Origin of the sequence: Hymenobacter algoricola (assembly GCF_039539525.1) — a bacterium.
In the GTDB taxonomy this organism is placed as follows: domain Bacteria; phylum Bacteroidota; class Bacteroidia; order Cytophagales; family Hymenobacteraceae; genus Hymenobacter; species Hymenobacter algoricola.
In genome coordinates, this window is the sequence record NZ_BAABDH010000113.1 from 45,341 (window position 1) to 62,488 (window position 17,148).

16 protein-coding genes are annotated in these 17,148 nt (G+C 60.7%); 9 read left to right on the plus strand and 7 right to left on the minus strand.

Annotated elements, in window-relative coordinates; translation table 11 throughout:
* Window positions 1–16 precede the first annotated feature (16 nt).
* Window positions 17–3,700, plus strand: coding sequence for a DNA polymerase III subunit alpha (gene dnaE / locus ABD842_RS20265; RefSeq protein ID WP_345117858.1), 3,684 nt, complete (start codon window positions 17–19; stop codon window positions 3,698–3,700).
* Between the two features lie 88 nt (window positions 3,701–3,788).
* On the opposite strand, the gene ABD842_RS20270 is transcribed toward dnaE, so the two are convergent.
* Window positions 3,789–4,427 carry a class I SAM-dependent methyltransferase gene (locus tag ABD842_RS20270; RefSeq protein WP_345117860.1) on the minus strand — a complete coding sequence of 213 codons (639 nt, stop codon included), beginning with the start codon at window positions 4,425–4,427 and terminating at the stop codon, window positions 3,789–3,791.
* A gap of 181 nt (window positions 4,428–4,608) precedes the next feature.
* Between ABD842_RS20270 and ABD842_RS20275 the strand changes: the two genes are divergently transcribed.
* The 4 genes from ABD842_RS20275 (at window position 4,609) to trxA (ending at window position 7,152) form a co-directional block, all read left to right on the plus strand.
* Window positions 4,609–5,130, plus strand: coding sequence for a GbsR/MarR family transcriptional regulator (locus ABD842_RS20275; RefSeq protein WP_345117861.1), 522 nt, complete (start codon window positions 4,609–4,611; stop codon window positions 5,128–5,130).
* Between the two features lie 71 nt (window positions 5,131–5,201).
* On the plus strand, window positions 5,202–6,176 hold the full coding sequence (locus ABD842_RS20280; protein WP_345117863.1) for a TIGR01777 family oxidoreductase: 975 nt from the start codon (window positions 5,202–5,204) through the stop codon (window positions 6,174–6,176).
* A 74-nt stretch (window positions 6,177–6,250) separates the two neighbouring features.
* Complete coding sequence (locus tag ABD842_RS20285; protein WP_345117865.1) at window positions 6,251–6,631, plus strand: hypothetical protein; 381 nt, start codon at window positions 6,251–6,253, stop codon at window positions 6,629–6,631.
* Window positions 6,632–6,822: 191 nt separating this feature from the next.
* Window positions 6,823–7,152, plus strand: coding sequence for a thioredoxin (trxA, locus tag ABD842_RS20290; protein WP_345117867.1), 330 nt, complete (start codon window positions 6,823–6,825; stop codon window positions 7,150–7,152).
* An 82-nt stretch (window positions 7,153–7,234) separates the two neighbouring features.
* Here trxA and ABD842_RS20295 read toward each other — a convergent pair whose 3' ends face one another.
* From ABD842_RS20295 to ABD842_RS20305, 3 genes are all read right to left on the minus strand, one after another.
* Window positions 7,235–8,128: a TonB family protein gene (locus ABD842_RS20295; protein WP_345117869.1), complete on the minus strand. Its 894-nt coding sequence runs from the start codon at window positions 8,126–8,128 to the stop codon at window positions 7,235–7,237.
* 383 nt (window positions 8,129–8,511) lie between these two features.
* Window positions 8,512–8,976, minus strand: a complete 465-nt coding sequence (locus ABD842_RS20300) for an AsnC family transcriptional regulator (protein WP_345117871.1) — start codon at window positions 8,974–8,976, stop codon at window positions 8,512–8,514.
* A 559-nt stretch (window positions 8,977–9,535) separates the two neighbouring features.
* On the minus strand, window positions 9,536–11,713 hold the full coding sequence (locus ABD842_RS20305) for a protein-disulfide reductase DsbD family protein (protein ID WP_345117872.1): 2,178 nt from the start codon (window positions 11,711–11,713) through the stop codon (window positions 9,536–9,538).
* A gap of 250 nt (window positions 11,714–11,963) precedes the next feature.
* Here ABD842_RS20305 and ABD842_RS20310 point away from each other — a divergent pair, with 250 nt between their 5' ends.
* Genes ABD842_RS20310 through ABD842_RS20320 form a run of 3 tightly spaced genes read left to right on the plus strand, consistent with a single transcriptional unit; the run spans window position 11,964 to window position 14,019 of the window.
* Window positions 11,964–13,298, plus strand: coding sequence for a hemolysin family protein (locus ABD842_RS20310; RefSeq protein WP_345117873.1), 1,335 nt, complete (start codon window positions 11,964–11,966; stop codon window positions 13,296–13,298).
* Between the two features lie 60 nt (window positions 13,299–13,358).
* Window positions 13,359–13,730, plus strand: a complete 372-nt coding sequence (locus ABD842_RS20315; RefSeq protein ID WP_345117874.1) for an RDD family protein — start codon at window positions 13,359–13,361, stop codon at window positions 13,728–13,730.
* 52 nt (window positions 13,731–13,782) lie between these two features.
* Window positions 13,783–14,019 (plus strand): hypothetical protein, encoded by a 237-nt coding sequence (locus tag ABD842_RS20320; protein ID WP_345117875.1) that lies wholly within the window; start codon window positions 13,783–13,785, stop codon window positions 14,017–14,019.
* A 67-nt stretch (window positions 14,020–14,086) separates the two neighbouring features.
* Here ABD842_RS20320 and ABD842_RS20325 read toward each other — a convergent pair whose 3' ends face one another.
* On the minus strand, window positions 14,087–14,602 hold the full coding sequence (locus ABD842_RS20325) for a gamma carbonic anhydrase family protein (RefSeq protein ID WP_345117876.1): 516 nt from the start codon (window positions 14,600–14,602) through the stop codon (window positions 14,087–14,089).
* 96 nt (window positions 14,603–14,698) lie between these two features.
* Entirely contained in the window at window positions 14,699–15,682 is a 984-nt protein-coding gene (locus tag ABD842_RS20330) for a radical SAM protein (RefSeq protein WP_345117877.1), read from the minus strand.
* Between the two features lie 84 nt (window positions 15,683–15,766).
* Here ABD842_RS20330 and ABD842_RS20335 point away from each other — a divergent pair, with 84 nt between their 5' ends.
* Window positions 15,767–16,276 (plus strand): hypothetical protein, encoded by a 510-nt coding sequence (locus ABD842_RS20335; protein WP_345117878.1) that lies wholly within the window; start codon window positions 15,767–15,769, stop codon window positions 16,274–16,276.
* A gap of 23 nt (window positions 16,277–16,299) precedes the next feature.
* Here the strand turns inward: ABD842_RS20335 and ABD842_RS20340 are convergent, their stop codons facing one another.
* On the minus strand, window positions 16,300–17,145 hold the full coding sequence (locus tag ABD842_RS20340; protein WP_345117879.1) for an endonuclease III domain-containing protein: 846 nt from the start codon (window positions 17,143–17,145) through the stop codon (window positions 16,300–16,302).
* Between the last annotated feature and the right edge of the window lie 3 nt (window positions 17,146–17,148).

Here is a 17,148-nt window from a genome sequence, read left to right on the forward strand (position 1 = left end):
GCGCCGTGCCCCGCCCATGCCCGTCTTCTCGCACCTGCACTCCCACACCCAGTACTCCCTGCTCGATGGTCAGGCCAGCATTGCCGGGCTCATGAAGAAGGCGCAGGCCGACGGGATGCCCGCCGTGGCGCTGACCGACCACGGCAACATGTTCGGGGCGTTCAACTTCGTGGCCGAGGCCAACAAGTACAACGTGAAGCCCATCGTGGGCTGCGAGTTCTACATGGTGGAAGACCGCCACAAAAAGGCCTTCAGCCGCGAAAAAGGCGAGCGGGACAAGCGCTACCACCAGCTGCTGCTGGCCAAGGATCAGGCCGGCTACCACAACCTGAGCAAGCTCTGCTCGATGAGCTTCATCGAGGGCGTGTACAGCAAGTTTCCCCGCATCGACAAGGAGCTGCTGCTCAAGTACCACAAGGGCCTGATTGCCACCAGCTGCTGCATCGGGGCCGAGCTTCCGCAGGCTATCCTGTTTCAGAGCGAGGCCAGGGCCGAGGAGCTGCTCAAGTGGTGGCTGGATGTATTCGAGGATGACTACTACATCGAAATCCAGCGCCACGGGCTGATGAATTTCGACGGCACCGGCAAAAGCCAGGAAGACGTGAACCAGGTGCTGCTGAACCTGGCCCGCAAGTACAACGTGAAAGTCATCTGCACCAACGACTCCCACTACGTCGACCAGACCGACTTCGCGCCCCACGACATCCTGCTCTGCGTGAACACCGGCGAGGAGCACAGCATCCCGGTCGGCGACTTCCAGACCCAGTATTTCCGCCTGATTTCCCAGGACAGCAAGGTTCACTACGACCACATCGACAACCTGCGGCCCCTGGCCGGCCAGGATTCCTTTATCCGCCGCCAGCTCCAGCGCATCGACGAGGAAGCCCAGAGCCCCAAGCCCCGGGCCCGCTTCGGCTTCGCCAACGACCAGTTCTACTTCAAGACCCAGGCCGAGATGAACGCGCTGTTCGCCGACGTGCCGGAAAGCGTGGACAACACGAACGAAATTGTGGATAAAATCACGCCGCCCAAGCTGCAGCGCGACATCCTGCTCCCCAACTTCCCCCTCCCGCCCGAGCATCCCACCGCCGACGCCTTTCTGCGCCACCTCACCTACAAGGGCGCTTTTGAAGGCCCGAAATGCCGCTACTCCGACCGCACCCCCGAAATCGAGGAGCGCCTGGACTACGAGCTGCGCGTGATTGAGACGATGGGCTTTGCCGGCTACTTCCTCATCACCCAGGACTTCATCAACCACGGCCGCAGCATCGGCGTGGCCGTGGGGCCGGGCCGGGGCTCGGCGGCGGGCTCGGCGGTGGCCTACTGCGTGGGCATCACCAACATCGACCCGATTAAGTACTCGCTGCTGTTCGAACGTTTCCTGAACCCGGAGCGGGTGTCGATGCCCGATATCGACATCGACTTCGACGACGTGAACCGCCAGAAAGTCATCGACTACGTGGTGAATAAGTACGGCAAGACCCAGGTGGCCCAGATTATCACCTTCGGCACCATGGCCGCCAAATCGTCGATTAAAGACGTGTCGCGGGCTATGGAGCTGCCCCTGCAGCTGGCCAACGACCTGGTGAAGATGGTGCCCGAGCAGGTGGGCACCACCCTGGCCAAGGCCTTTGCCGAAAACCAGGAGCTGGACTCCATCCGCCGCGACGATGCGCCCGACAACCTGCGCGGCCACATCCTGCGCCTGGCCACCCAGCTCGAAGGGTCAGTGCGCAACACCGGCATCCACGCCGCCGGCGTCATCATCGCCCCGGACGACATCACCAAGTACATTCCCGTCTCCACCTCCAAGGACTCGGACCTGCTCATCACCCAGTTCGACGGCAAGGTGATTGAGAGTGCGGGGATGCTGAAAATGGACTTTCTGGGCCTCAAAACCCTGACCATCATCGTCGATGCCATCAACCTGATTGAGCGCAACCACGGCGTCAAAATCGACATCGACGAAATCCCGATTGACGACCTCAAGACCTACGAGCTCTACCAGCGCGGCGACACCATCGGCACGTTCCAGTTCGAGAGCGAGGGCATGCGCATGTACCTCAAGGACCTCAAGCCCACCAACATCGAGGACCTGATTGCCATGAACGCCCTGTACCGGCCGGGCCCGATGCAGTTCATTCCGAACTTCATCAACCGCAAGCACGGCCGCGAGGTGGTAGAGTACCCGCACGAGCTGCTGGAGCCGATCCTGAACTACTCCCAGGGCATCATGGTGTACCAGGAGCAGATCATGCAGACGGCCCAGATCCTGGCCGGCTACTCCCTGGGCGGCGCCGACCTGCTGCGCCGGGCCATGGGCAAGAAGGACATGAAGAAGATGGCCCAGGAGCGGGAGAAATTCTGCGAGGGTGCCAAAAAGCTGCACGGCATTGTGGCCAAGAAGGCCAACGACGTGTTCGACGTGATGGAGAAGTTTGCGGCCTACGGCTTCAACCGCTCCCACTCCGCCGCCTACTCGGTGGTGGCCTACCAGACCGGCTACCTCAAGGCCCACTACCCGGCCGAGTACATGGCCGCCGTGCTGACCAACAACATGGGCGACATCAAGAAGGTGACGTTCTTCATCGAGGAAGCCCGCAAGCAGGGCGTGGCCGTGCTGGGTCCCGACGTGAACGAATCCATCCTCAAGTTCAACGTGAATGCCCAGGGCCAGATCCGCTTCGGCATGGCGGCCATGAAGGGCTCGGGCGAGGCCGCCGTGGAGGAAATCGTGCAGGAGCGCGACAAGGGCGGCCACTACGCCGACATCTTCGACTTTGCCCGCCGCGTCAACCTGCGGGCCGTGAACAAGAAAACCTTCGAGAGCATGGCCCAGGCCGGTGCCTTCGACTCGTTTGAGCGCTACCACCGCCGCCAGTTTCTGGAGGCTCCTACCGGCGACCAGAACCTCATCGAGAAGGCCATGAAGGTGGGCCAGCAGCACCAGGCGGCCAAGGAATCGGCCCAGCAGAGCCTCTTTGGCGGCGGGGGCGGCGAGATGAGCATCCCGATGCCCAAGATTCACGACCTGGAGCCCTGGAGCCCCACCGAGAAGCTGCGCCGCGAAAAGGAAATCGTGGGCTTCTACCTCTCCGGCCACCCGCTCGACGACTTCAAGCTCGAAATCGACTCCTACTGCACCTGCGGGCTGGATAAGATTGAGACGTACAAGAACCGCGACGTGACCGTGGCCGGGCTGATTTCCAACGTGCTGTTCAAGACCACCAAGACCGGCCAGCCCTTCGTGTCGTTCAACGTGGAAGACTACGAGTCCAGCCTCAACCTGGCCCTGTTCCGCGACGACTACACCAAGTTTTCCAGCATCATCAACCCCCGCAACTACGACAAGGAGCAGGTACCGCCCATGTTCATCCGCGGCAAGTACCAGCAGCGCTTCCGCGACTCCGACCAGTTCGAGTTCAAGGTAATGACCATGGAGCCCCTGTTTCACGTGGCCGAGAAGCTGGCCAACGGCGTCCGCGTCCAGCTCGACCTGCGCACCATCACCGAGCCCTTCATGGACCGCTTCATGGAAGCCGTGGAAAGCGCCCCGGGCTCCAAGAAGCTCGAAATCAAGTTCGCCGAGCCCCACGAGCACCTCGCCGTCGACACCTATTCCCGCCGCTACCGCATCGAGCCCAAGGAGTTTATCCGCAAGATGCGCGAAATGGAAATCGATGCCTGCCAGCTGATTTAGACGGCGTCGGAAGTATTGCCGCAAACCCCGGAAAGCCCATCTGCTCATTCCTCAGGCCTGGGGAATGAGCAGATGGGCTTTCTGCTCATCAAGCCTCTTTTGAGAATGGCTTCTGCGCTACCAGCCGCACCAGCCGGTGCGTTTCTAGCGAAAAATCTGCCGGACCAATAGGTTCTTCGTAGCGAAGGATCTGAAAGCCGGCCGCGGCATAGTTGTCTTTCAGCTCCTCGCTGACAAAGCCAATGGCTTCGCCCGGCTTATTACCGCGGCTTTGGTTGATGTCGGCGTGAAGATTCTCGAACACGAGTAGTCCGCCGGGCTTGAGGGCAGCGTGTACCTGCCCTACGTGCATACTCTCATCCGCGTAGCAGAGCAGTAGCAGGTCCCATTGATTAATGCCCCAATCGAACGCATTCACGTCCTGCTCCACGGTGGTAAGACTGACTCCCAGTTGCCGGGCCTGTTGCTGAGCGAAAGCCAGGGCCTTGTCGGCAATGTCAATTCCCGTAACCCGCCACCCCTGTTGGGCCAGGTACAGCGCGTTGCGGCCCTCGCCCACGTTCACGTCCAGGGCCGTACCGGCGCGGCGGGTCTGCATCGTTTCCACGGGCAGCATATTGGGTGCCGCATTGAAGCGGGTGCGGCGCCAGATAGGGTCGAGCAGGTAGTGATTCCAGCGTGCCCGCTCCTGTTCTTGCCGCTGGGCGGGACTGACATCGTCAGGCAAAAGGAGAAGATTGGCACTCACTAGTCAACAGGTAACAGGAGCTGAGTGAAATGGCAGGAAACAGGGCCGGGAATAGGTCAGCAGTTTCGGCTAAAGGTATCCGAGGAAAGGGAAAACTGACCGGCAAAAATAAACTTTCATTTTTTATTGAAAGTTTGAAATACTCTCCTACATTTGAGCCATGCAACTCGACGAAGCCAAGCGCAGGTTCATTGAAGGCTGGGGCACCCTGGGCTCGGCCTGGGGCGTGAGCCGCACGATGGCGCAGGTGCACGCGCTGCTGCTGGTGTCGCCGGGGGCGCTGAGCACCGAGGATATCATGGACCAGCTCCAGATTTCGCGGGGCAACGTGAACCTGAACGTGCGCGCCCTGATGGACTGGGGCATCGTGCGCAAAGAGCTGCGGCCCGGGGAGCGGCGCGAGTTTTTTTCGGGTGAGAAGGACATTCATAAAGTAGCCACCCTCATTCTGCAGGAGCGGCGCAAGCGGGAGCTGCAGCCCATTATGCGCGTGCTGGGCGAAATCAGCCAGGTGGAACCCTCCGCTACCACCACGCCCGAGGAGGCGGCTGCCTTCAGCCACATGATTGGCAGCATCCAGAACTTCGCCGGCTTTGCCGACCGCGCCGCTTCCACCCTGATCAAGGCCGATGAGAACTGGTTTCTGAGCACTTTCATGAAGCTGATGCGCCCGGGACCGTAGACGCTTTTTTTTGCCTTGTATATTTCAATTATTATTGAAAGTTCTATATCCCCAAACTTTCGCTTTACGTCATGCCCGCTGCCTTTTCGCTCCTCCAACGATTTTCTGATTTTCTGATTATGCACAGCCACGCCAGTATTCCGCCCAAAATGGTCATTGCCGGGGGCAGCGGCTTTCTGGGCCAGCACCTGAGCCGCTACTTCCGGGCCCGGGGCTACCAGGTCGTCAGCCTGAGCCGCCGGCCCGCGGTTGGCCCCGACCACCGGCAGTGGGACGCCCGCACCCTAGGGCCCTGGGCGGCCGAGCTGGAAGGCGCCACCGTTCTGCTCAACTTGGCCGGCCGCTCCGTCGACTGCCGCTACACGGAGGCCAACAAGGGCGAAATTCTGGCTAGCCGGGTCGACAGTACTCTTGTGCTGGGGCAGGCCGTGGCGCAATGCCAGAACCCGCCGGCAGTGTGGCTGAACTCGTCCACGGCCACCATCTACGCCGATACCCGCGGCGACGCCCGCGCCAACACCGAAGCGGCCGGCACAATCGGCAGGGGCTTTTCCGTGGGCGTGGCCACGGCCTGGGAAGCCGCTTTGCAAGCTGCTGCCACGCCCCGCACCCGTCGGGTGGCCCTGCGCACCGCCATCGTGCTCGGGCCCGACGGCGGTGCCTTTCCGGTTCTCAAGCGGCTGGCTAAGCTGGGCCTGTGCAGCCCGCAGGGCCGCGGCGAGCAGTGGATCAGCTGGCTGCACGTGGAGGACTTCTGCCGGGCGGTGGAGTTTCTGGCCGTCGAAACCCAGGATAGCGGGGCCTTCAACGTGTGCGCGCCCAATCCGCTGCCCAACCGGGAATTCAACGCCCTGCTGCACCAGCGGCTGCGACCCTGGCTGCGCCTGCCCCAACCCGAATGGCTGCTGCGGCTGGGCGCCTTGCTCCTGCGCACCGAAACCGAGTTGATCCTGAAAAGCCGCAAGGTGGTGCCGGCGCGCCTGCTCGCGCTGGGTTTCGGGTTTCGCTACCCCACCTGCGCCCAGGCTCTGGATGCGCTGATCTGAGTTTTGTCCGGCTGCGCGGATGGAAGTCCGCGGGCTTTTTTTCCTTTTTTTTCCACTTTTCACCCCTTTCTGCCATGAACTACTATCTGCTGGTGTACGCCATTTACCTGCTCGTTTCGGTGCTGTTGACCGTGTGGGTGGCCCGCACGCTGTTTACCAACGGCCGCACCTTCCTCGTCGACATCTTTCACGGCAACGAGCCGCTGGCCGACTCCGTGAATAAGCTGCTGCTCACCGGCTTCTACCTCGTCAACATCGGCTACGCCACGCTCAGCCTGCGCACCACCGACGAAATTCACAGCTACCAGCAGGCGATGGAAACGCTCAGCATCAAGCTCGGCACCATCATCCTGACGCTGGGAGCCATGCACTTCTTCAACCTGTACGTGTTCTACAAGCTGCGCACCCGCGCCAAGGCCGAAGCCCGCACTCTGGATTTTGTGCTCGATAAATAAATAAATCTGGCCGCGGCCCGGCCGTCGGCGGACGGGTCCACGGGCTTAGGACGCAGAAACTTAGCCTGCTTCTGCCACTCTGTCTACTTTGAACTTTCCGGCCTGGGTCTTGTTGAACTCGCAATCTGCTACCTTGCGGCCCCGATGCTCGTAAGTAGCCGGATAACTCAACACACAAACCCCCTACTGTTATGGGACACAAAGCCATCGAAATCACCGATGCTAATTTTGACCAGATCATCAACTCCGGTAAGCCCGTGCTCGTGGATTTCTGGGCCGAGTGGTGCGGCCCCTGCCGCATGGTGGGCCCGGTAGTCGAGGAGCTGGCCGGCGAATACGAAGGCCGCGTGGTTATCGGCAAAGTAGACGTCGACTCCAACCCGCAGACTTCCGCCAAGTTCGGCATCCGCAGCATTCCCACGCTGCTCGTATTCAAAGACGGCCAAGTAGTCGACAAGCAGGTAGGTGCCGTTCCCAAGCACGTACTGGCCCAGAAGCTCGACGCCCAGGTTACGGCTTAAGCGAAGCCTCCAGGTCCGTAAAAAGCCCCGCTCCTAGCCGAGCGGGGCTTTTTGGTTGTAGCGGGCTGGTCGGCCCGGCGGCTTAGTAGGTATCGTCGGGGTTGCCGATCCGGGCTTCTGAGGGGGGACTCTGAGTAGCTTTCACCCCGCCGAAAATCTTGAAATTGGGGGCAAACATGATAGGCAGCGTGTAGGTCATAGCCGTGGGCACGTTGTACTCCTTGCCCGGCCGGAAGGCCGGCAAAGAGCCCACGACCCGGCGGGCCTCGGTATCTACCTCCGCCGACACGCCCCGGATGACGCGCACCTGGCTTACCCGCCCGTCTTCGCCCACCGTGTACGACACGTAGACCTTGCCCGTAATATTCTTCCGGCGGGCCGCCTTGGGGTAGATGGTATTGCGCGCCAGATACTGCAACAGGGCCGCTTCGCCCCCCGGAAACTGCGCGGACTGTCGCCGGTGGGGCAAACCGTTGTGAGCCGTGCCATCCGCATTGAAGAAGGTCACGCTCAGGCTCCGGCCCCGGTCGAAACGCTCGATGGCGCTGGTCTGGCCGGTATCGTAGTAGTAGCGCCAGTCGCCCTGCTGCTGCCCCGCCACATAATCACCGCGGGAGCGTTTCTGCCCGTTGCGGTGCACGCTGAGCCAGCGGCCGGTGCGCTGGCCATCCCCATATTCCCCGCGCTGGCTCACGTGCCCGTCTTCGTACCACGACACGTACACGCCGTCGGCCTCATCTTCGTGGTAATGCACCTGCCCGGCTTTGGCGCCGTTGGGATGAAACCAGGTCAGCGCACCGTTGCGCACGGGCGGGTCGATGGAAGAAAGCGTACCTCGCAGCAGCAGCGTCCCGGCCAGCGAATACTCGCGCATGGCATACCCACTTTCCCCTTTCTTCCGATCTACCAGGCGGTAATGAGTGGCGCTATCGGGTACCGTGGCTTCATCCCGGGCATTGAGGTATACCGCGGGCATACTCTGACTCTGGACGGCGGGTATACTAAGCGAAAGCAGTAGAAGTGCGACGAGACAGGCTTTCATAAGACGCTACGCAAGATATGATCGGCTCTAGGAAAGATACATACTTGCCTGCTGCCTGCCAAGCCAGAGCCATACTTTCTCCCTAAAAGTACCATATTCGATCAGTTGAGCATATTCCCTGAACCCGCTTTCCGTGCGCCGCCCGCAGCGACTGCAGCTGCCCGCACCGGCTCGAGCAAGCTCTATACACCGCGCTGGCTCCCTCAACGGATGAGGGAGCCAGCGCCTGTTTTTCTGCTTAGGTGAGTGGGTAGTCAGCTACTCGGTCGGCGCATCGCGTGCTGGTGGCTTATGCCGCCAGTCAGGGCCCGCAGGAGCTAAAGCAGCTGGACGGGACGGTTCAGGGCTTCTTCGAGCGAGATAAGCGTTTCGGTACGCTCAATGCCTTCAATGAGTTGCACGCGGTGGTAGAGCACGTCGCGCAGGTGCTGGGTGTCGCGGCACACCAGGCGGGCAAAGACCCCGTAGGCGCCGGTGGTGAAATGAATGCTGACCACTTCCGGGATTTCGCGCAGCTGTTCGGCTACACTGTTGTACACGGAGCTTTTGAGCAGGTAAATGCCCAGGAAAGCATTCACTCCGTAGCCCAGCTTCTGGTAATCCATCTTCAGGGTGGCACCCTTCACGATGCCCAGTTCTTCTAGCCGGGCCATGCGTACATGTACCGTTCCGCCGGAAACATGCACTTTTCGCGCTATTTCCGTGTACGGAATCTTGGCATCTTCTACCAAAAGGGCTAGGATTTTCCGATCGGTGTCATCAAGTTCGTAATTGCGAGCCATGTTTTAGTCTTTTGTTTGCCTATATTTCAATTAAAGGCGTATTAAATTAAAAGATTTGCAAATTTTTTCGTCATTGGCTGAAGATATTTTATTACTACGGCACAAATATTACATTTGTCATAATCCGACGCAAGCGGCGAGGGATATACTTTGTAGGATGATGGAACTGGCAGACATACCCTCCTCTCTCGGGGGTGGTGACTCGGGAGAAACTGGTCCGGCGGCCGGCTAACTGCACCGTGGAGGTTCGAACCCTTCTTCTACAGCTTTGGGTGGATAATGTGAGGAGGGAAAAACGGGAACGTATCTGGGTGGGTACGTTCTTATTGCTGAGTGGCTGTATCTGGGTGGGTACAGCCCTTCTATAAGAGGCTGCATCTGGGTGGGTGCAGCCTTTTTTTGTGCCTGCCCGACTGGTCCTGATAGTGTAAACTGAGCTGGCCACTGCTTTAATTTCGCGCAAAGAACGCCAATTTTGCCCATCTCTTTTAAGCTCAACCGTTAAATTCCCGGGGAGACACCTAGATGGGGCGGGGCAATTTAACGGCATAGTCTCGGCTTACTTGGCGGCCTGCACGGCCACCGGATTGCCTTGTTGCTGATACTGCCGCAGGCCCGCATCGAGAAAATTCACGAACTCCGTAACGGAAGGCTCATAGGCCAGGGGTGCCACCAGGGGTTGGTTCTGCCCCTCTTCCGGATTCAGCAGCACGTAGTAGGGCTGGGCATTCACGCCGTAGCGTGTCACCTGCAAATCGGCATTCTGCTTGCCTAGGGTGGTTTTCAGCTGCTGGTCCCGGGGCGAGGTATACCACTCGGCCTTGGGCAGCTCGGCCTTGTCATCCACGTACAGTGCCACCACCACAAATTTTTCGCGCAGCCGCTGTAGTACCTGCGGGTCGCTCCACACGGTGGCTTCCATCTTGCGGCAGTTCACGCAGGCGTGGCCCGTGAAGTCGATGAAGATGGGCTTGCGCTGCTGCCGGGCGCAGCGCTTGGCCTGCTCCAGGTCGAAGTAGCCCTGCAGTCCGTGGGGCAGCTCCAGAAAGTCGGCGTAGCGCGGCTCTTCGCACAGCGCGTTGCGCACGGGCAGCGGCCCGGCTTCGGCGCGGTTGAGGGAGAAGTCGTGGTTGCTCTGCGGGGGCAGGTAGCCGGCCAGCAGCGGCAGCGGGGCGCCGAACAGGCCGGGCACCAGATACACCATGAAGCCCAGCGCCAGCACGGCCATCATCAGCCGGCCCACGCTCAGGTGCCCCAGATCGGAGTCGTGGGAGAGGCGGTATTTGCCGAGCAGATACATGCCCAGCAGGCCGGAGAGCGTAATCCACAGCACGATGTACACGTCGCGGGGCAGCAGGTTCCAGTGGTAGGCCAGATCGGCCATGCTCAGAAACTTGAGGGCCAGCATCAGCTCAATAAAGCCCAGCACCACCTTCACCGTGTTCAGCCAGCCGCCGGAGCGGGGCAGGCCTTTCAGCCAGGAAGGAAAAATGGCAAACAGCGTGAAGGGCAGCGCAAAAGCCAGGGAGAAGCCCAACATGCCCACGACCGGCATCAGGGTCTGGCCGCGGGCCGCCAGTCCGAGCACGGTAGCCACAATGGGTCCGGTGCAAGAAAACGACACCAGCACCAGCGTAAACGCCATAAAGAACACTCCCAGCCAGCCACCCTTATCGGCCTGCGCATCGGCCTTGTTGACCAGCGCGTGCGGCAGCGTAATTTCGAACAGCCCCAGAAAAGACAGGCCGAAAACCACGAACACCACGAAGAAGATCAGGTTGGGCAGCCAGTGCGTGGCCATGAAGTTGGGGCCGTCTTCGCCCAGCAGCCGCGCCACGACCACGCCAATGATGGTGTAAATCAAAATAATGGACAGGCCATAGACCAGCGCTTTGAGGATGCCCTGCCGCCGGCTGTCGGAGCTGCCGGTGAAGAAGGAAACCGTCATCGGGACCATGGGAAATACGCAGGGCGTAATCAGGGCGGCCAGGCCGGAGAGAAAAGCCAGGAAGCCGAAGCTCCACAGGCCGCCGCCCTCCGGCGCGGCGCCGGCCGCAGTAGCCACGGCTACGGACGGCGGCGCAGCCGCTACGGCAGACGGGGAGGCCGGAGCCGCGGGGCTGGCCGGCTGAACTGCGGCGGCTGTCACGGCGCTATCCGCCGGGGCAGCCGGAGCCGGCGCAACGGCAACCGCTCCGGCTGGCGGAGCAATGGACTGCGCCGGGGCGGCCGGGGCGGCAACGGTACCCGTAGCTTGGGCCGGAGCCGCTACGGCGGTACCGGTCACGGTGAGCGGGCCGAAGCTCAGGGTTTCGGAGCCCGGCACGCAGCGGCCGTCCACGTCGGTGCAGGTCTGGTACTCGGCCTCGGCTTTGATGGTGAGCAAGCCGGGCTGCAGCACCCGGATGCGCTGGCGAATCTGGCCGGTTTTCTCGAAGTAGGTAATGTCGCCTTTGAAGACGTCGTCGTACTTTTTCCTGGTGCCCACGGACCTGGGCGGCCCCACCAGCTCGTAGGCGGGGCTTTTGGCAAAGGTCAGCGTGAACACCGTCGGCCCCAGGTCGGGGTCGAAGTCGGTGGCGTACAGGTGCCAGTTGGTATCGATGCGGGCATTGACCAGCAGCTCGACTTCCTCCCCCGCTTTGGCCGTAGGCTTGCTGAGCTCGACGCTGAGCTTGGTGGGCGTGAGCACCTGCGCCCCGACGACCCCGTGCAGCAGCCAGAAGAGAACGAGCAAAAGAATTTTTCTAGGAGCCAGCATACAGCAGCAAAAAGTCAGGGGGAAAGTCAGCAAACAAACAAAGTACGGCAGGAAGTGTCACAAACTTCGTACGCAGCCGATTTCGGGGGCTCCGCCAGCCGGGTTTTGGGGTCGGGCGGGCTGTGCATCGGCCCTATTTCTGACTCAGCCGGAACTGCTTGGCCGAAATCCCGTACTTTTGAGACACAAAGGAAGCTGTGCCGTCCGAGCCGAAGCTTCCGCACCTATGGCCTTAAAGATATTACTTACCGTTCTGCTGGTCTTGCTGAACGGGTTTTTCGTGGCAGCTGAGTTTGCCTTCGTCAAAGTCCGCATCTCCCAGATCGATATAAAGGCCCAGAGCGGCAATCGGCTGGCCAAGCTCGTGCAGAGCATGCTGCAGGACATGAACTACTACCTGTCGGCCACGCAGCTGGGCATCACGCTGGCGTCGCTGGCGCTGGGCTGGATCGGGGAGAGCGTGGTGGCCGAAGTGGTCATGGCCATCATCGCCAAGTTTGAAATTTCCCTGGCGCCGGCCACCGTGCACACCGTGGCGCTGGTCACCTCCTTCACCCTGATTACGGTGCTGCACATCGTGCTGGGCGAGCAGGCGCCCAAGGTGCTGGCTATTCAGAAGCCCGAGAGCATGAGCATGGCCATTGCCATTCCGCTGCGGGCGTTTGCCTTCATCACCTACCCGCTCATCGTACTGCTCAACACCCTGTCGAACATCGTGGCGGGCTGGTTTGGCGGACAGGTTACCCACGGTTCCGAAGCCCACTCGGCCGACGAGCTGCGGCTGCTGCTGGATCAGAGCAAGCAAAGCGGAGAAATTCAGGATTCGGAGCACGAGCTGATTGAAAACGTGTTTCAGTTCAACGACCGGATGGTGAAGCAGATTATGGTGCCCCGCACCAAGATTGCCGCCATCGACGTGCATGCGCCCCAGGAGCAGGTGCTCGAAATGGTGTACAGCGAGGGCTACTCCCGCGTGCCGGTCTACGAGGACAACATCGACAACATCGTCGGGATTCTCTACGTGAAGGATCTGCTGCAAATTATCCGGCGCAACGAGCCCATCATGCTGCCCAAGATTATGCGGCCGGCGTATTTCGTGCCCGAAACCAAGAAAATAAACCGCCTGCTGCGCCAGTTTCAGCGCAAGCACATGCACATTGCCATCGTCTCCGACGAGTTTGGCGGCGTGTCGGGTATCGTCACCATCGAGGACATCATCGAAGAGCTGGTGGGCGAAATTCAGGACGAGTACGATAATGAGGTGCCGGTGGTGGAGAAGGTGTCGGAAACCGAGTACCGCGTCAATACCTCCACCCCGATTCAGGACGCCAACGAGTACCTGCCCTTTCCCCTGCCCGAAGGCGGCGACTACGAAACCGTCGGCGGCCTGCTGAACGTGATTTACGGCAGTATCCCGGAAGTCGGCGACGTGGCCGTGCTCGACAACTACGAGTTCCGGGTGCTCAAACGCTCCCGTCGGGTGGTGGAGCTGGTGCAGGTGCGCGTCACCGACCAGCAGGAGCGCGAAGCCGCCGCCGCCGACGACGCATTGAATATGTAAAGCCCTGTTGGCTGCGCCAGGCAAAAAGGCCACCTTTTGCGGCCTCACCCATTTTTTCTCATGGAAGCTTCCAAAACCCGCCGGTTTCTCAATTGGCTGATTGACAGCATCGGGGTGTTTCTGCTGCTGACATTACTGGTCCGGTTCTGTAGTAGCCCCACTACCACCCGTCTTCAACTGCAGCTGGCGTCCATGAGCTTGCTGTTTGTGTATTATGCTGGGGCCGAGTTCTTCTTCCAACGCAGCGTGGGCAAGCTACTCACGCACACGCTAGTAGTGAGCCAAGACGACGAACGGCCATCACTGGGCGCGGTGCTGCTGCGCACAGTATGCCGCTTTATTCCTTTGGAACCTTTGAGCTTGCTGCTGACCGGCAAACGGGTCTGGCACGACACGCTTTCAGGGACGAAGGTTGTCTTTATAGACTATTAACTCTAGCTTTGGCTCATCTTTCCCTTTTTCTCTTCGTTTACCTTTTTCTCGTATGAAGCAATTCCGACAGTTTGTTATTATTGTCTTGGCTACCGCCACTTTGTCTAGCTGCGCAACCGTATTTGGCGGTCCGGTTACTACGTACCAGAAAACCAAACCTGCTGCCGGTCAGCCGAAGCGTGAACTCCGTGTGGGAGCCTTGGTGGCCGACATTCTGCTGTTCTCACCCGGTGCGATAGTGGATTTCGTTACTGGCGCGATTTATAAGCCGCAGGCCACTACCAAATAGTCATCTGCGCTACAACAAAAAAGGGCTTGCATCTACATGCAAGCCCTTTTTTGTTGTAGTCGGTTACTCAGGTCCCAAACCAGCTGGCATATTTCACATAGTTATCGGCCGTGCGCACCATGTTCTGCCGTTGCTCTTCCGTCACGGGTTTAATGCGGCGGGCTGGGACGCCGGCATACAGGTAGCCGGGCTCACAGATCGTGTTTTCCAGCACCACCGCGCCGGCGGCAATAAGGCAGCCCCGGCCCACCACCGCCTGGTCCATCACGATGGCACCCATGCCGATGAGCACGTCGTCTTCCACGGTGCAGCCGTGCACAATGGCCCGGTGCCCGATGCTGACCCGGGAGCCAATGGTGGTGGCCGCTTTCTGATAGGTGCAGTGCAGCACGGCCCCGTCCTGCACGTTGGTCTGGTCGCCGATGCGGATGCTGTTCACGTCGCCGCGAATCACGGCGTTGAACCACACGGTGCAGTCGGTGCCCAGCGTGACGTCGCCGATGAGGGTGGCATTGTCGGCCACGAAGCAGTTGGCGCCAAGCTGGGGCAGAACGCCGTGGACCGGCAGAATGAGGGCGGGCATCGGGAGAAAATGGTAGGGTGGTAAAATCGGGAAGCTTGGTTGGAGCCGGGCAATAAAGCGCGGACAACCGGCCTGGGGCAATATCTTTGGTCGTCTCTACCGCGTCAGCATCCGCTTCCAGGTGCCTTTGCTGAGGTTGTACTTCAGCGTGCTGGGCAACGCCTGCCAGAAGTACTTGTTGACTTCCACGGCGAAGCTGGGCTGCATGTAGCAGTTGATGGTGCAGCCCTCGCACTGGGGCAGCCGGCCTTCCAGCGCCACCAGCCGGCCGACTTCGGGCGCGTGGTAGAGGTCGAACAGCTGGCCGCCGATGGGGAATTTCTGCTCGCCCAGGTGGTAGCAGGGCAGCACCAGCTCGTTGGAGGGCGAAATAACCAGCGTGGTGCTGGCGGCCTTGCACACGGGCGCGGCCACGTGGTTGCCGCCGTCCTTGCGCAGCTGAATGAAGGCCTCGTTGAGGTACACGCCCTTGCGCTTGCCGAAGGCCGACAGGTAGTCCAGCTCGGCCGGGGTGAGCTGCTCCCCGGTTTCGACGGTGTTGTACTCAAAGGCCGGATTCAGAATCAGCACCAGGCCGTTGGGCCGGGCAATGTTGCGGTACACGGCTTCCAGGTCGTGCAGGTTTTCGCGAAATACGGTGAACAGAATGTCGGGCCTCTCGCCCAGCTCCTTGGCCACGCGGATGCTTTCCAGCACGAAGTCGTAGCAGGCCACGCCCCGGCCCTTGTCGTGGACTTCCTTCTCGGAGGCATCGAGGCTGAAGTGCAGCATGTCGACCTTGCCGCGCAGCTTTTCCGCGTACTTAGGATACAGCAGGCAGTTGGTGGTGAGCGTGGTGATAAAGCCCATGTCGTGGGCCAGGCCCACAAACTCGTGAATCTGCCGGTGCAGCAGCGGCTCTCCGCCGGTGAAGTCGACCACGCTCACGCCCAGGCGCTTCAGGTCGCGCAGGTTCTGCTCCACGTCGGCCAGCTGAATGTAGGGCGAGGGTTTTTCCCAGATGTCGCAGAAGGAGCACCGCGCATTGCACCGGTAGGTGACGTAGTAATTGCACAGAACCGGATGACGAACTAGACGCATAGTGGGTAAAGATAGGCAACGGTCCGGGACGGAACTGGAACATACCATGCAGCCCGGCGCGGCGTTGAAGGCTTCTACGGTCTAATGGACTCCTTTAACCACCTGATTATGCCTTCCTTCAAAATCCTGCTGACTATTACCGCCCTGGCGGCAGCCGTTCTCACCGGCTGTAAAGAGGAAAGGGTGATGCCGGGCCAGGACTACCTGGTTTTCGGCTGGTACCACGGCGCGTGTCAGGGGGAGGGCTGCGTTGATATCTTTAAGCTCGACAAAAACGCCGGCCTGCTGTACGAAGACAGCACCGACCGGTATCCGTCGTCGACGGCACCCTATGAAGGGCAGTTCGGGCTGACATCGGCGGCCCAGTACCAGCTGGTGCAGGATCTGCCCGCGCTACTCCCCCACCAGCTGCTCACCCAGCCCATTGGCACCATCGGCCAGCCCGACTTTGCCGATGGCGGCGGCTACTACGTGGAAATAACTAACAACGGGCAGCGCAAGTTCTGGCTTATCGACACCAACAAGGACAACATCCCAACCTACCTCTACCCGTTTGTCGACGCGCTGCAGGCAAAAATCATCCACCTGCAGTAGCCTGCGGGCGGCGGGCGCCGCCGTTAGTGCAGCAGTACGCCCCAGCTTTTCTGCCAGTGCGTGGGCGTGGCGGCCAGGGCTTCGAGAGTCGGCGGACCGTAGTGTTCCAGGTAATAGGTGCAGAAGCCTTTGAGCGGGCAGCGGCCACAGTCCGGCTTGGCAAAAAAGCAGATGTGCTGCCCGTGCCAGTAGTTGTGCTTGTGAAAGTTGAGCAGCACCACCGCGTCCTTGGGCAGCTGGGCCAGCAGCAGCTGGTGCGCCTTGTCCACCGACGTCTTGGCTCCGATCATGCCCACCCGCTGGGCCACGCGGTGCACGTGCGTATCGACGGGCAGCACGGGCTTCCGGAAGTTGAACAGCAGCACCAGGGAAGCCGTTTTCAGGCCGATACCGGGCATATCCGTCAGCCACGCCAGTCCTTTCTCCACGGGCCAGTCTGCCAGAAAGTCCAGGGTGAACGCGCCCTGCTCGGCTTGGATGCGCCGCAGAATCTCCTGAATGCGCGGGGCCTGGGTGTCGGGCCAGCGGGTGGTGCGAATGGTGTGGGCCAGGGCTGCCGTAGGCGCGGCCAGCACGCCTTGCCAGTCGCCGAATTCTTCCAGCATCCGGGCGTAGGCCAGCTCTTCGTCGGCGTGGGTGGTGCGGTGCGAAAGCAGCGTGGAAATCAGCTCCCGCATGGGCGGGCGGCGGGGCTCCAGGGGCAGCGGACCGTAGAACTCGTGCAGAAGCAGGTGGTTCTGCCAGGTTTTCTGCTCCGGCGTGAGCGTGGTGGCGGCGGTAGTCATGCCCGGGTGTACCGCCCGGCGCGGCGGCGGGTTGCGCACCTGCCCAAATTCAAGCTGCGTCTGGCTGGCCCGGATATCCAACAAAAA

What these genes read in the sequence shown, in the direction of transcription:
- ABD842_RS20285 (WP_345117865.1), top strand. Translation starts at nt 6,251, where the DNA reads ATGAACTACTATCTGCTGGTGTACGCCATTTACCTGCTCGTTTCGGTG.
- ABD842_RS20280 (WP_345117863.1), top strand. Translation starts at nt 5,202, where the DNA reads ATGCCCGCTGCCTTTTCGCTCCTCCAACGATTTTCTGATTTTCTGATT.
- ABD842_RS20300 (WP_345117871.1), bottom strand. Translation starts at nt 8,976, where the DNA reads ATGGCTCGCAATTACGAACTTGATGACACCGATCGGAAAATCCTAGCC.
- ABD842_RS20315 (WP_345117874.1), top strand. Translation starts at nt 13,359, where the DNA reads ATGGAAGCTTCCAAAACCCGCCGGTTTCTCAATTGGCTGATTGACAGC.
- dnaE (WP_345117858.1), top strand. Translation starts at nt 17, where the DNA reads ATGCCCGTCTTCTCGCACCTGCACTCCCACACCCAGTACTCCCTGCTC.
- ABD842_RS20310 (WP_345117873.1), top strand. Translation starts at nt 11,964, where the DNA reads ATGGCCTTAAAGATATTACTTACCGTTCTGCTGGTCTTGCTGAACGGG.
- ABD842_RS20325 (WP_345117876.1), bottom strand. Translation starts at nt 14,602, where the DNA reads ATGCCCGCCCTCATTCTGCCGGTCCACGGCGTTCTGCCCCAGCTTGGC.
- ABD842_RS20295 (WP_345117869.1), bottom strand. Translation starts at nt 8,128, where the DNA reads ATGCCCGCGGTATACCTCAATGCCCGGGATGAAGCCACGGTACCCGAT.
- ABD842_RS20320 (WP_345117875.1), top strand. Translation starts at nt 13,783, where the DNA reads ATGAAGCAATTCCGACAGTTTGTTATTATTGTCTTGGCTACCGCCACT.
- ABD842_RS20330 (WP_345117877.1), bottom strand. Translation starts at nt 15,682, where the DNA reads ATGCGTCTAGTTCGTCATCCGGTTCTGTGCAATTACTACGTCACCTAC.
- ABD842_RS20335 (WP_345117878.1), top strand. Translation starts at nt 15,767, where the DNA reads ATGGACTCCTTTAACCACCTGATTATGCCTTCCTTCAAAATCCTGCTG.
- ABD842_RS20275 (WP_345117861.1), top strand. Translation starts at nt 4,609, where the DNA reads ATGCAACTCGACGAAGCCAAGCGCAGGTTCATTGAAGGCTGGGGCACC.
- trxA (WP_345117867.1), top strand. Translation starts at nt 6,823, where the DNA reads ATGGGACACAAAGCCATCGAAATCACCGATGCTAATTTTGACCAGATC.